At 40.1% G+C, this 13,932-nt stretch carries 15 protein-coding genes; 1 reads left to right on the top strand and 14 read right to left on the bottom strand.

Going from position 1 to position 13,932, the window contains the following annotated elements:
- Positions 1–12: 12 nt before the first annotated feature.
- The 5 genes from SORDD27_RS10130 to ybeY all read right to left on the bottom strand — a co-directional run bounded on the left by SORDD27_RS10130 (position 13) and on the right by ybeY (position 4,395).
- Positions 13–474 (bottom strand): restriction endonuclease subunit S, encoded by a 462-nt coding sequence (locus SORDD27_RS10130; RefSeq protein WP_231069271.1) that lies wholly within the window; start codon positions 472–474, stop codon positions 13–15.
- Positions 462–2,543, bottom strand: a complete 2,082-nt coding sequence (locus SORDD27_RS02730) for an HsdM family class I SAM-dependent methyltransferase (RefSeq protein WP_061427180.1) — start codon at positions 2,541–2,543, stop codon at positions 462–464. Before SORDD27_RS02730 ends, SORDD27_RS10130 begins: the two co-directional genes overlap by 13 nt.
- A 62-nt stretch (positions 2,544–2,605) precedes the next feature.
- Positions 2,606–3,505, bottom strand: a complete 900-nt coding sequence (gene era, locus SORDD27_RS02725; protein WP_061427178.1) for a GTPase Era — start codon at positions 3,503–3,505, stop codon at positions 2,606–2,608.
- A gap of 16 nt (positions 3,506–3,521) precedes the next feature.
- Positions 3,522–3,917, bottom strand: a complete 396-nt coding sequence (locus SORDD27_RS02720; RefSeq protein ID WP_061427176.1) for a diacylglycerol kinase family protein — start codon at positions 3,915–3,917, stop codon at positions 3,522–3,524.
- On the bottom strand, positions 3,898–4,395 hold the full coding sequence (ybeY, locus tag SORDD27_RS02715) for an rRNA maturation RNase YbeY (RefSeq protein ID WP_000275169.1): 498 nt from the start codon (positions 4,393–4,395) through the stop codon (positions 3,898–3,900). Before ybeY ends, SORDD27_RS02720 begins: the two co-directional genes overlap by 20 nt.
- Positions 4,396–4,499: 104 nt before the next feature.
- On the opposite strand from ybeY, the gene pavA reads away from it, so the two are divergent.
- On the top strand, positions 4,500–6,155 hold the full coding sequence (pavA, locus tag SORDD27_RS02710) for an Rqc2 family fibronectin-binding protein PavA (RefSeq protein ID WP_061427175.1): 1,656 nt from the start codon (positions 4,500–4,502) through the stop codon (positions 6,153–6,155).
- 199 nt (positions 6,156–6,354) lie between these two features.
- Here pavA and SORDD27_RS02705 read toward each other — a convergent pair whose 3' ends face one another.
- The 9 genes from SORDD27_RS02705 to SORDD27_RS02665 form a co-directional block, all read right to left on the bottom strand.
- Positions 6,355–7,086 carry an NAD-dependent protein deacylase gene (locus SORDD27_RS02705; RefSeq protein ID WP_042902364.1) on the bottom strand — a complete coding sequence of 244 codons (732 nt, stop codon included), beginning with the start codon at positions 7,084–7,086 and terminating at the stop codon, positions 6,355–6,357.
- A 153-nt stretch (positions 7,087–7,239) separates the two neighbouring features.
- Positions 7,240–7,950, bottom strand: coding sequence for a purine-nucleoside phosphorylase (deoD, locus tag SORDD27_RS02700; protein ID WP_061427174.1), 711 nt, complete (start codon positions 7,948–7,950; stop codon positions 7,240–7,242).
- A gap of 401 nt (positions 7,951–8,351) precedes the next feature.
- Positions 8,352–9,161, bottom strand: a complete 810-nt coding sequence (locus tag SORDD27_RS02695) for a purine-nucleoside phosphorylase (protein WP_061427173.1) — start codon at positions 9,159–9,161, stop codon at positions 8,352–8,354.
- Entirely contained in the window at positions 9,158–9,718 is a 561-nt protein-coding gene (locus tag SORDD27_RS02690; RefSeq protein WP_061427172.1) for a DUF1697 domain-containing protein, read from the bottom strand. Before SORDD27_RS02690 ends, SORDD27_RS02695 begins: the two co-directional genes overlap by 4 nt.
- 1 nt (position 9,719) lies before the next feature.
- Entirely contained in the window at positions 9,720–10,931 is a 1,212-nt protein-coding gene (locus tag SORDD27_RS02685) for a phosphopentomutase (RefSeq protein WP_061427171.1), read from the bottom strand.
- Positions 10,932–10,954: 23 nt separating this feature from the next.
- Positions 10,955–11,638 carry a ribose-5-phosphate isomerase RpiA gene (rpiA, locus tag SORDD27_RS02680; RefSeq protein WP_061427170.1) on the bottom strand — a complete coding sequence of 228 codons (684 nt, stop codon included), beginning with the start codon at positions 11,636–11,638 and terminating at the stop codon, positions 10,955–10,957.
- A gap of 105 nt (positions 11,639–11,743) precedes the next feature.
- Entirely contained in the window at positions 11,744–12,673 is a 930-nt protein-coding gene (locus SORDD27_RS02675; protein WP_061427168.1) for a peptidase U32 family protein, read from the bottom strand.
- Between the two features lie 125 nt (positions 12,674–12,798).
- Positions 12,799–13,479, bottom strand: a complete 681-nt coding sequence (locus tag SORDD27_RS02670) for an ABC transporter ATP-binding protein (RefSeq protein ID WP_061427166.1) — start codon at positions 13,477–13,479, stop codon at positions 12,799–12,801.
- Between the two features lie 13 nt (positions 13,480–13,492).
- Positions 13,493–13,932, bottom strand: a 440-nt coding sequence (locus SORDD27_RS02665; protein ID WP_155718884.1) for an FtsX-like permease family protein, incomplete at its 5' end; no start/stop codon positions are given.

Genomic DNA, 13,932 nt, shown 5'->3' with positions numbered 1-13,932 from the left:
TTCGTGCTTCAATTAATTCAAACTTACGAACAATTTCTTCTTGTTTTTAAGGTCGAATTCTCCATCTTCAGTAACTGGAATGCTAACTCTTATATCTTTGATTTGAGACCAAGCTAATGATGGAACATCACCACGTCTTACAGAATTATAGAATACACTTTGAAAAACATATTTACAATAAGATAGGGATAGATTATCCACTTTACTTATTAAAATAGCTCTGTGTCCTCCAACATTGTATTTACCTTGTAAAATTTCCAGAGTTCCAGCATACTCTCCATCTGTTGTATAGGTTAAATGAGGAGATTCATATTCATATGTATCTATAAATCCAAAGGAAGTTTTAGTTGAACCAGTGTAAACTTCAAACTCACCAGTATTTTTATTAACGTAAGCTTTCGTGTACTTACTATTTCCTCTTTTATTGGTAAATAGTTCTGAAAGTGTTACAAGTTTGCTTCTTACTTCAACCATTCTAATTCCTCCTTGAAATCTTGCATAAGAGAAATCATATCATCAATCATTGCTTGGAATTCATCAATCGAAACGACTTGTCTTTCTTTTTTTAGACCAATAGCAATCTTTTCTTCCTCAGACCACCAATTTTCAATAATCCAACTCTTCTTACTATCTAATTCCTCAATCGGAAGTAATTTTAGTCTAGAATCACCTAAAAGGTGGGATTTGATTGGTTCTTGTAAATCATTTCTATCTTGAGATTGACGATAAAAATTATATTTGACGACAGCTTGCTTTAAGTCATTTTCTTCAGAATCAAATCGATAAACATCTAAGGTTTCACCAATGCTACCTGCAATGTAGGTGAAAACAGGATAATCTTGTACGATATTATTTTCAATCTCATTCTCTGTTTTCTTATGAATGGTTAAAATGTAAGTTTTTTTAGGTGTGTTAAAGAAAGCGTTGACAGGTAAAGAAATCAAAGCGTCTATAAAAAAGAGTTCTTTTAACTTTTCTTTTAACTTTTTATTTGCATGATTAGAAAAAATACCATCCGGTAAAACAATATTGGCAACACCACCATGTTTTACGGAACGCATAATCCATTCTAAAAAGAGAGCTTCAACACCACTACCACCATACTTATAAATATCCTTAGCTTTAGCCAGGTCTGACATTTCCTTACTTTGATAATAAGGAGGGTTTGCTAGAATTAGGTCGTATCTATTTTCTTTCAGATTTTCCAGAGTACCTAACATACTCTTATGTAAATAGAATGAATCATTTAATAGCGTTTTCGCAATTGTTTGTACATCTTTAAAACTATTATTTTGCTGGAATAATTCAGAAAAATAAATTAACGTATTAGCTTTAGCAAGAATAATTGTGATATCGTCTTTTTCAGACATCATCTTGTCATAGCCAAAAAATCGAATTTTAGAGGCTAACTTTCCTTTAGAATAGCTATAACTATCTTCTATACGTTTTTCAACTGCTTCAAGCAAAAACTTTCCAACACCACAAGCAGGATCGCAAATAGTCATTCCCTCAGAAATATCTACCATAGAAACCATTTCGTCTACTATTTTTAATGGTGTAAAAAACTGCCCCATATCACTCTTGTCATCACTATTTTTCATAAAAGTTTCAAAGAGTTTTGACTTAAAGTCTTTACTTATATTTAAGAATTTTCCATATTTTTTATCATATTTTTCAAATTCCAAAATAACAGATTTAAATACTGTATCCGTATTATCAACGCTGACAAATTCGTTTTGTTCATCTCTTTCAATATGAAAAACTTGACCATTGATAATGCTTGTTCCATCTATACCTTTTGGAAACAATTTAACCATTGTCTCTCTAGCGCCTTCTAGGTATTTTCCTAAGACATAGGCGGTAGAATATCCTTCTTTTTCATATAAAGAAACAATGTATTCAAAACTATTTTCTCCATTTAAAACACCAATATCAGATAAATATTTAAAGAGAAACAACTCAACAAAAGTATATAAAGACATCTTTGCTGATGCAAAAGTTAAATTCTTTAAAATTCGATTAATCTTTTGAGCTAAATCAGTAGGATCTAAAAATTCCTTTTTCAATATCTGATTATTTGTTTCTGAAATAGATAATGAAATATCGTTAATGAACTTGACAATTTGTTTGCCATTTTCTTTTGGCTTTATCGCTAAATTAATTTCATATCCATTCTCATCTAAAATCTTTTCCCCGGTTTTAGGATTGATCCAGATAAAAGAATCACCATCGCTTACAATATAAATAAGTGCACCCAAAGCTTTTGCGACATCTATCTCTTGTTTAATCGCACCTTCAATATCCTTATCACTCTTAAATTTACTTGGTATCTTTTGCTCAACATAGATGATTACATTCTTATTATCATCTAGAATTAAAACATCTGGTTTTTTATTGCCAAGACTTCTCTTTATATTTACATTCTTAATAATATTTGATTTAATCAAATTATTAACGGTTGTTGCACCAATACTATAACATTCATATTTATCAAATATTACTGGTGTTGAAAAAATACTATTTTGAATTAACTGCTCTGACATTGATTATTCTCCATTATTGTTATTGTTCAGTTATACTAAAAAACTCTCTTAAAAGAGTTTTCTTAATATTCTTTCTCATTATAGCCAAAGTCAGCCAAATCTAGCTTTTTATCACGCCAGTTTTTCTTGACCTTGACCCAAGTTTCTAGGAAGACCTTGTCTCCTAGCATGAGTTCGATATCACGACGAGCCATGGTCCCAATTTTCTTGAGCATGGCGCCATCTTTTCCGATGATGATACCCTTTTGGCTATCACGCTCAACCATAATAGTAGCTCGGATATGAACCTTGTCGGTCTCTTCATCACGCTTCATAGAGTCAACCACTACTGCAACTGAGTGAGGGATTTCTTCACGCGTTAGGTGCAAGACTTTCTCACGAATCATCTCTGAGACCAAGAAACGCTCTGGGTGGTCTGTGATTTGATCAGCTGGGAAATACTGGAAACCTTCCTCTAGATTTTCACTCAAAATATCGATTAGTCGAGAAACGTTATTTCCCTGAAGGGCTGAGATAGGAACAATTTCCTTAAAGTCCATCTGGTTACGGAAGTCATCAATCTGAGACAAAAGCTGGTCTGGATGAACCTTGTCAATCTTATTCACCACCAGAATCACAGGAACCTTGGCAGCTTTCAGACGCTCGATAATCATGTCGTCGCCCTTACCACGTGGCTCATCAGCTGGCACCATGAAGAGAACAGTATCCACTTCACGAAGGGTGCTGTAGGCTGATTCCACCATGAAATCCCCAAGAGCTGTTTTTGGCTTGTGAATCCCCGGTGTATCGATAAAGACGATTTGTTCCTTATCCGTGGTGTAAATCCCCATTATTTTATTGCGCGTTGTTTGCGCCTTATCACTCATGATAGCAATCTTTTGCCCCATGACGTGATTTAAAAACGTTGACTTCCCAACATTGGGACGTCCTAAAATGGCTACAAAGCCTGATTTAAATGTCATAATTTCCTCTTATTGTTTAAAATAATAAATCCCAAATACGTGGGAGAAAGATAAGTGCACCTGTTACTGCAGCAAAAAGAGAGACCACAAGCACGGCACCAGCTGCCATGTCCTTGGCTTTCTTTGCCAACATAGAAAAGTGATAGTGACTGGCTAGATCCACCACATTTTCAATAGCAGAGTTAATAATTTCAAAGGCTACTACCAAGAAAATGCTCATCAGGAGAAAGAGCCATTCAATCCGTGACACCCGAAAAACAAAACCTGCAAGGATGACCACTAGAGCCGTCACTGCATGTTTTCGCATATTGCGTTCTTCCTTGATGGCAGTCAGAATTCCTGTAAGGGCAAATTCTAAACTGGATACCAGGTCACGATTTTTCCATTTTCGTTTATTGTCTTGTGAGTCCATAGGCTGTCAAAATTTCTTCTTGTAAACCGAACATCTCCGCTTCTTCTTCCGGAGTGTAGTGATCGTAGCCGTTGATATGTAAAAAGCCGTGTACTGCCAAGAAGCCCATTTCACGCTCAAAGCTGTGACCGTATTCCTCAGCCTGCTCATGCGCTTTATCGATAGAGATGAACAGTTCCCCAATGTAGGCATCAAACTCGGACATCATTTCTGCTAATTCAGGATTTTCAAGCAAATCCTCTTCGTCAAAGGCAATGTCCAACTCTGGTTTATACTCAAGGCTGATAACATCTGTCGGACGGTCCGTGTCACGGTACTCCAGATTGAGTTCGTGACTACGCTCGTTGGTCACAAAAGTGACTGCCATCTCCTTGTCTTCTTTTCCTATTTTTTGGGCTGCAAATTCCAAAATTTCTTGGGTTTGTTGCAAGATTTCTTGTGAAACTTGACCAGTTTCATCTACCATTTCAATATACATGTACTTCTCGATTCTCTTTACTTGGCTTTATTATACCATATTTCCATGATTTTATTCTACCTTTTTGATATAATACTATGGAATACAATCACAAGGAGAGAACGATGTCATTTGACGGATTTTTTTTACATCACATGGTTGAGGAATTGCGAAGAGAGTTGGTCAATGGTCGCATCCAGAAAATCAATCAACCTTTTGAACAAGAGTTGGTCTTGCAAATCCGCAGCAATCGCCAAAGCCATCGCCTGCTCCTCTCTGCTCATCCCGTTTTTGGTCGCATCCAGCTGACCCAAACAACCTTTGAAAATCCAGCCCAACCTTCCACTTTTATCATGGTTTTGAGAAAGTATTTGCAGGGTGCCCTGATTGAGTCGATCGAGCAAATCGAAAATGACCGTATTGTGGAAATTACAGTTTCCAATAAAAATGAGATTGGGGACCATATTCAGGCTACCTTGATTATCGAAATCATGGGCAAACACAGTAATATTCTCCTCGTGGATAAAAGCAGCCATAGAATCCTCGAAGTTATTAAACACGTTGGCTTTTCACAAAATAGCTACCGCACCTTGCTCCCCGGATCGACCTATCTCGCTCCACCAAGCACCGAGTCTCTCAATCCTTTTACTGTCAAGGATGAAAAACTCTTTGAAATCCTACAAACACAGGAACTAACAGCAAAAAATCTTCAAAGTCTCTTTCATGGTCTAGGACGTGATACGGCAAATGAATTGGAAAACATTCTTGTCAGTGATAAACTGTCTACTTTCCGAAACTTCTTCGGGCAAGAAACCAAGCCATGCTTAACAGAGACTTCCTTCAGCCCAGTTCCTTTTGTAAATCAGGTGGGAGAGCCTTTTGCCAGCCTTTCTGACTTGCTGGACACCTACTATAAGGACAAGGCTGAACGGGACCGTGTCAAACAGCAAGCCAGTGAGCTCATTCGTCGTGTTGAAAATGAACTTCAGAAAAATCGACATAAGCTTAAAAAACAAGAAAAAGAGTTACTAGCGACAGACAATGCTGAAGAATTTCGCCAAAAAGGAGAATTGTTGACAACCTTCCTCCACCAAGTTCCGAATGACCAAGATCAGGTTACCTTGGACAACTACTACACCAACCAACCTATCACCATTGCTCTTGATAAGGCACTAACTCCTAGTCAGAATGCCCAACGCTACTTTAAACGCTACCAGAAACTCAAAGAAGCTGTCAAATACCTGACTGAGTTGATTGAAGAAACCAAGGCAACCATTCTCTATCTGGAAAGTGTTGAGACTGTTCTCAACCAAGCTGGGCTGGAGGAAATCGCTGAAATCCGTGAAGAATTGATCCAAACAGGCTTTATTAGAAGACGCCAACGTGAAAAAATCCAGAAACGCAAAAAACCAGAACAGTATCTAGCGAGCGATGGCAAAACCATCATTTATGTCGGTCGTAACAACTTGCAAAATGAAGAGCTAACCTTTAAAATGGCTCGCAAGGAGGAACTTTGGTTCCATGCCAAGGACATCCCTGGAAGCCATGTCGTCATCTCAGGAAATCTCAATCCTTCTGACGAAGTTAAGACGGACGCTGCGGAGCTAGCTGCCTACTTCTCCAAAGGGCGCTTGTCAAATCTCGTTCAGGTAGATATGATTGAAGTGAAAAAACTCAATAAACCAACTGGTGGCAAACCTGGCTTTGTAACCTACACAGGACAAAAGACCCTCCGCGTTACACCAGACCCCGAAAAAATCGCATCTATGAAAAAATCCTGATTCCACTTGAAATCAGGATTTTCTTTTACATTTTACTCTGCAATCAAGGTTTCCAAACCAACCTTCATCATATCGGTGAAGGTGTTTTGATTTTCTCAGCCAGTTTTTAATAACTCTCAAAGAGCGAGATAGTGGTCAATAAATGAGATAGTTTTCTCTTTCAAGTAACAAGGTTTTGTTGCTATCTTCTAAAATTCTTTTATTGTCTCAATTTCGAAAAGACTTCCCCAATCTTGCCTTCAATGACCAATGTAGCTTGGCTGTCTTGTGGAATACTGGTTTTATTGATAAGGACCAGATTTGTCCCAGAAAAATAGTTTACTAGGCTAGCTGCAGGATAAACAACCATGGAAGTCCCACCAATAATCAGCAAGTCTGCTTGCCGAATAGCTTGTGCAGCTTGACTAAAAACATCCATATCAAGTGATTCTTCATACAAGGTCACGTCAGGCTTGACCACCTTGCCACAGTCTAAGCAGTGGGGAACAGGTCCCTCGAGGGCAAGAAAAGCAGTTAAGTCATAGAAATGTTGACAACCTAGGCAGTAATTCCGGTCCGCACTCCCATGCAATTTAAAGACTTTTTGGGAGCCAGCCATTTCATGAAGACTATCGATATTTTGTGTCACAACAGCCTTTAGCTTACCTGTCTTTTCCAAAGTAGCCAGATAAGTGTGAGCAGCATTAGGCTTTGCTTCTGGATAAATCAGGTATTTTTTATAGAAGTCAAAAAAATCTTCTGGATAGCGCTCAAACATGGTTCGAGAAACGAGTTGCTCTGCCGTAAAATGACGGCCTAACTGATGACTATAAACACCATCTGAACTACGAAAATCTGGGATATTAGACTCGGTTGACACTCCTGCCCCTCCAAAGAAAACAATCCGTTGGCTTTGATCTATCAAGTCTTGTAATTGTTCAATTTTATCCATCACGTTTCTCCTTAAGCTGGGTTCTAAAAAAGTTGAAAACCAATAGCTCCAGCAATCTGATTTTCAACTCTTCCTTTATCATTACTGATATATTTGAGATTAAAGCATTTAAATCAATCTTAGAAATAACCTTATCTCAAAGTAATACGATGTTTACTCTGCAATCAAGGTTTCCAACCCAATCTTCATCATATCGGTGAAGGTATTTTGGCGTTCTTCTGCAGTGGTGTCTTCATCTGGATTGACCAAGCTATCAGAAATGGTCATGATAGCAAGTGCATCAACGTGGTGTTGGGCAGCAAGATAGTAAAGAGCTGCTGCTTCCATTTCCACAGCCTTGACTCCCCATTTACCAAGTTCGATGTTCTTTTCAAAGTAGTTTGAGTAAAAGACATCTGATGACAAAACGTTCCCAACGTGGGTGGTCATACCTAGTTCTTTGGCGATATGGTAGGCCTTGTCTAGCAAATCAAAACTAGCGATTTGTGGGAAATCATACTGTGGCCAGTCGTTGCGGATGATGTTTGAGTTGGTTGCAGCTGCTTGCGCCAAAACCAATTCACGGACGTGAACATCTTCATTCAAAGAACCAGCAGTTCCCACACGAATCAATTTCTTCACACCGTAGTCCACAATCAACTCACGCGCATAGATAGAAATGGATGGCATTCCCATCCCAGTTCCCATGACAGATACACGGTGACCCTTGTAAGTACCAGTGTAGCCAAACATGTTACGCACTTCGTTAAAACAAACAGCATCTTCAAGGAAATTCTCCGCAATAAATTTCGCACGAAGAGGATCCCCGGGAAGAAGAATTTTATCAGCAATTTCACCCTGCTGAGCAGCAATATGGATAGACATAATATAAGATACCAAACCCGTCAAAAAGCGAAGGGAAAATAGGAGTTGGGTGCAGTGAGCGATGCTCGCTAGACCAACTATCTTTTTCCCACTGCTTTTAGGGTGGGTTCAATTCCTTTCTTTCTTAATTTTGATGATATTGAGAAGACTAGACCGGCTTCAATTCAAAACCGAACCACCCTCTCTATGTTTTTAGAAAAGTTTTCCGCTCGTGTTCAAATCAGAACACACGCTCTCCCTTTCTTTATTGTATATTTAGGATAGCGACAGAGAACAAAGGAATAATAGGAAACTGATGACACATCGCAGATGTTAGACAGTTTATCTTTTTTACACAGTTCTCCGCCCGTATTCAGTTCAGTGAATACAAGGAGCCCATCCTTTCTATGATTGATTATTAATTACAATTCTGCAAGAATCGCTTTCAGCAAGCCTTTGAAGTCGCCTTTGACACGTTCAGTCACTTCTACAACTTCTTCGTGGTTGAGTTCTTCTTGGAAACCAGCAGCATGGTTAGTAATACATGAAATTCCTAGAACTTTCAAGCCAGAGTGGGCTGCCACAATCACTTCAGGAACAGTAGACATACCAACTGCATCTGCTCCCAATGTCTTATAGGCACGAATCTCTGCAGGTGTTTCATAAGTCGGACCTGTTACACCGATATAGACACCTTCGTCAAGCTTGATACCAAGTTTCTTGGCCACTTCATGGGCAGTAGCACGATATTCTGGTGTGTAGGCTTTAGACATATCAGGGAAACGTGGACCAAAGTCATCCAAGTTTTCACCCATCAATGGGTTCTGCCCCGTCATATTGATATGGTCTGAGATAGCCATCAAGGTACCAGGACCATAACCAATACCGCCAGCTGCATTGGTTACAATGACACCTTCGCATCCAAGAACTTTCATCACACGTACTGGGAAAGTCACGACTTCAAGAGGATTTCCTTCATAGAAATGAAAGCGTCCTTGAAGAGCCAAGACTTTGCGACCTGCAAGTTCTCCATATACCAAATTCCCAGCGTGACCGACTACTGTCGAACGGCCCCAGTTTGGAATATCTGCATAGTCTACTACAACAGGATTTTCGATTTCTTCTGCCAATTCTCCAAGTCCTGATCCAAGGATTAGACCGAACTCAGGCGCTTGGATTCCTTTATCTTTCAGAAAAGCAGCTGTTTCTTGGATCTTATCTAAAAATGTCATTGCGTGTCTCCTTTATTATTTTTTAGCATTTGACCGATTTTGTCAAAAGTTTTAGCATTCCGAATGGTGATGTTGCGATAAAAAGGCATCTTGAGTAAGTACTTATGATAGGCTGTTTCGTAGTAGGATTTTTCAGAGAATTTCCCCCAGAAAATCCCAAGTCTTCCAAAATGAACCACTTCATCTTTCAGTTCCAAACTTTCAACTTTCTCGATGACTTGATCCACATCCAAGCTCTCCGTGTAGAAGAGCACATCCTTTCGTGCCAAATCTTTGGTCCACCATTCAGGCAGATTTTCAAGTTCCGCTTCAAAGTCCTCAAGACTCAGCAAGGAAAAGCTCTGAATAAATGGATAATGGACTGCAAAGAAAGCCTCTAACTTTTCAACCAATTGGGCTTTGGGAGCTGTCGAAGTAAAGAAAATGTTGCCACTGTTGATGTAGGTTTCAACCTTTTCCAGTCCCAACTCTGTCAGTTCTTGACGAAGTTGCGCCATGACAACTTTATTTTTCCCACCGACATTAATGCCCCTTACCAGTAAAGCATAGCGTTTCATCTTATACCAATTTATCTAAGAAACTTTCCCCAATCATGGCAGTTTCCACACCAAAGTTATCCGCAACTGTTGCTGAGATATCTGCAAAATGTCCAACTGGAATGACACCATTTCCTTTAAAGGCTGGACTGTAAGCTAAAAGTGGAATGTATTCACGAGTATGGTCTGTTCCTGCATAGGTTGGGTCATTTCCATGGTCCGCAGTAATCAAAAGAAGATCATTCTCTCTCATGGCTGCGATAATTTCGGGCAAGCGTTCATCAAACTCATGCAAGCAATCACGGTAACCATGAGCATTGCGGCGATGGCCGTAAAGGGCATCAAAATCAACCAAGTTTGTGAATGAGAATCCTTTTTCAAACTCAGCAAGGCCCATGGTCTTCAATAGTGTATCAATTCCGTGGCTGTTTGACTTGTTGTGGCCCATGTCATGATTGATACCAGCGCCATTAAAGATATCGTTGATTTTACCAACAGCGTAAGTATCGATACCTGCTTCGTTCAATTTATCTAAAACGGTTGGTGCAAATGGAGATACAGCTAAGTCACGACGATTTGCTGTACGAGTGAAGTTACCTGGTTCACCAACATATGGACGGGCAATGATACGACCTAGAAGAGCAGGGCGATCAAGGGTAATCGAACGAGCGTATTCACAGATACGGTACAATTCATCCAAAGGAATGATGTCTTCGTGGGCAGCAATTTGCAAAACAGGGTCAGCTGAAGTATAGATAATCAACTCCCCAGTTTCCATTTGACGTGGTCCGAAATCATCGATAACAGCAGTTCCTGAGTAAGGTTTATTGGCTTCACGAATGACCTTGCGTCCGGAAAATTCTTCGATTTTTGTCAAGATTTCTTCTGGGAATCCGTTCCAGAAAGTATCGAAAGGCTCGGTAATATTGAGTCCCATGATTTCCCAGTGACCAGTCATGGTATCCTTACCAAGGGAAACTTCTTCCAATTTTGTTGCATAACCTGTTGGATTGCTTTCAGCTGGTACTGTCTTTAGAGGAGTTTCACGAGGAATATTTCCTAGACCGATTTTAGCCATGTTTGGTACATTCAAACCAACGGTTTTTGAAATGTGTCCCAGTGTGTCAGAAGCTCCGTCTGGAACCCCTGCATTGACAAAGTTATTGGCATCTGGCGCAGCACCGATTCCCACAGAATCCAGTACCACCAAGTGAATACGATTAAATTTTGACATAGTCTGTCTCCTTATTATTTTAGTTATCTTGCTTTTGTTGAAGTTAAAATCTGAACACCATCTCGTCCCGCTACGATGACCTTATCCACCATTTGGTTGAACAAGCCATGCTCTACGACACCAACGACATGGTCCAATTCTTGTCCGAAGGCAATCGGATCTTCAATGACATCCAAGGCTAGGTCAATGATAAAGTTCTGCATATCGGTCACAAAACGTTGGCCGTCTTTTTCACGGAAACTTGGTTTGTAGCCAGCTCGCTCAAACCGACGAAAGACCTGTTCTGCACCATACTGAACCACTTCTACTGGCAATTTAAAAGCACCTAGTTTCTTGACCAGTTTGCTTTCATCCACCACCCAAATGTATTCTTTTGAGGGCGTTGCGACAACCTTCTCCATCAGAAGGGCACCACCTCCGCCTTTGATTCCGTTAAACTGGCTATCTACTTCATCCGCCCCGTCAACCGTCACATCAACAAAGTCAACTTGATCAATCGACTTGAGCGGGATGTTAAGACCTTCAGCCTGTTTACTGGTCACACTGGAAGTTGTCACAGCAGTAATCTGCAAACCTTCTTCCTTAATCCGACGACCGATTTCTTCTACGAAATAGTAGGCAGTTGATCCAGTTCCGAGTCCAACAACCATACCATCCTTGACAAACTCAGCAGCCTTGATACCTGCCATCTTTTTCAGATTCTCCACTTAAACACCTCCATTAAAGAGCTATTTTTATTATAACATGTATCCGTTTTTATTTCATGGATACACTGGAAAAACCCGAACATTTTTATTTCGGGTTTTTATGTCCTATTTAACCATGTCAGGATCGTAATCATAGAATCCTGTGTCGAGGAAACGGTTTTTAGGGTGTAACTTGCGCACTTCCTCATCTAACAAGAAAGCTTGGTCATGGCTGAATTTGCCCTCTTGAATCAAGCTGCGTGCTTGGACAAAGAGTTTAGCAATCTCTACAAAATTCTGACCAGGTGTGTAGAGCCCCTCTAGCTTCCAGTGAGTGAAACCATGCTCTACCAATTCTGTCAATTTGGTCATCAAATCAAGGTCATTGTTAGCAAAGATGTGGGTACCATGATTGTCTTCAAAGATAGAGTAATGGCTCTCTGGATCACTTGGTTCAGCCAAGAAGAGGTCACGTTTACGCGTTTTTTCATCATCAATATGCGTAAAGTTATAGTAGTTTTGCAAAAGTGGTCGCTTAGAATGGTGAATGACACTAGCTCCGTAAACCAACACTTCAGCAGGAATTTCCAAAATCTCAGGCATCTTGAAGAGCTCAGCAGATGGAATTTCACGCGCCAAAACCGCCTCAGATGCGCCAGCCTTTTGCCCCCAGAAGTTAATCTGACGGCTGCTTGTCACCATGGTTGAAGCATCGTAGATGGTCTTGAAGGAATAACCATCGCGATTGACTACATAAAAGACACCTGCATCTCCTACTGTAATATAGTCTGTCTTTATTTCTTCCAAGAAGTCTAGGAAAGGTTTGATACGGTCCATCATATCTTGGTGCATGAGGGCATTAACCGCGACAATCAATTCCTTGCCTGCTTCATGAACCAACTTAGCAATCTCACGCAATTGGTCATGACTAAAAGTCGTTGGCAGACGAAGGCCAAAATCTTTCTCACCAACATAGATACGATCTACGCCAGCTTCGAGTAGTTGTTTAACTTGTTCAATACTTTCAGCAGTTGCTGTAATGATAATCTTTTCCATAAGAAAAATTATACCACATTTCTCAAAAATCAGCTATGGTTACTGAGAGTTTCACAAAAAGTTAAACTTGTTTCTATCTTTCCCAATCAAAAAAGTGAACAGTAACTTGTACCATTCACTCTATTTTATGCATGTGTTTCTTCAACTAGGTGGCCATCGTTCATGACATAAATACGGTCAACCTTATCAAGAAGGCGTGTATCATGTGTAATCATGACAACTCCTCTGCCTTGTTCATGGGCAATGGCGGCCAACATCTCCGTTACTTGGTAGGCACGCTGGGTATCCAGACTGGCTGTCGGCTCATCTGCAAGCACAATGCTCGGATTGTTATAGAGCGCCCTAGCAATCGCGGCACGCTGACGTTCGCCACCCGATAGAGCTTTGGGATAATGATTTTGAACTTTTTCCAAATCCAACAAGTCAAACAGCTCTTTTCGGTCACTTTTACTATTTTTTCCCTTATCTAGTCTGTCTATCAAATCCAGCTGTTCCTTGACCGTTAGAAAAGGAATTAAGTTTGAAGCCTGGAGAATGAAACCAAACTCCCTAAAACGGAGATCTGTTTTTTCCTTCTCCGTCAAACTGCCTGTTTCCTTCCCCTTGACTAGAATCTTTCCACTCGATGCTTCCTGAAGTTGTCCTAGAGTTGTTAGAAAGGTTGTCTTTCCAGAGCCAGAAGGCCCAACAATAGCTACGAACTCTCCCGCATTTAGCTGAAAATTCGTCTCATGCAGGGCTACGACTCTCATCTTTCCTTCCCCGTAGGTTTTTGTCACTTGAGTCATTTCAATCAATGCTGTCATACTATTCTCCTTATCATTCTGCAATTGCAGTAATCGGGTCCACCTTTAGCAAGCGTGGAAGTGAAATGACACCACCTAGAAGGGCCATCAAGGAAATTACCAAGCTTAGGACAGAGTAGGCTATCCAACTTGGATAGAAAAAGAAGGTAGCTGGTAAGACTAAAATCACTCCTCCAATTGCCAGCAAGGCTAAAGCAATCCCCATACCAGCTAGGAGGAAGATTTGACAGAAAAGGGACCATACAATGGTTTTAATCTGTATTCCCTGAGCCCGCATTATTCCATAAAGGCCTAGTTTTTGGATGGTAATGATATAAACAAAAATCCCCACAATCAAGCCTGTAATGACAATCATAGCAAGAATCATTCCTGAAAATACATTCACCTGAGGTGTGTAACCAGGAATTTTCGATATCATTTTTGGAATGGAAATCTGCTTCAGTCCATCGCCAG

The organism is Streptococcus oralis, from assembly GCF_001579025.1.
GTDB lineage: Bacteria > Bacillota > Bacilli > Lactobacillales > Streptococcaceae > Streptococcus > Streptococcus oralis_X.
The sequence above is the reverse complement of the archived record's forward strand: the minus strand, read 5'-3'. Positions and strand labels throughout refer to the sequence as shown.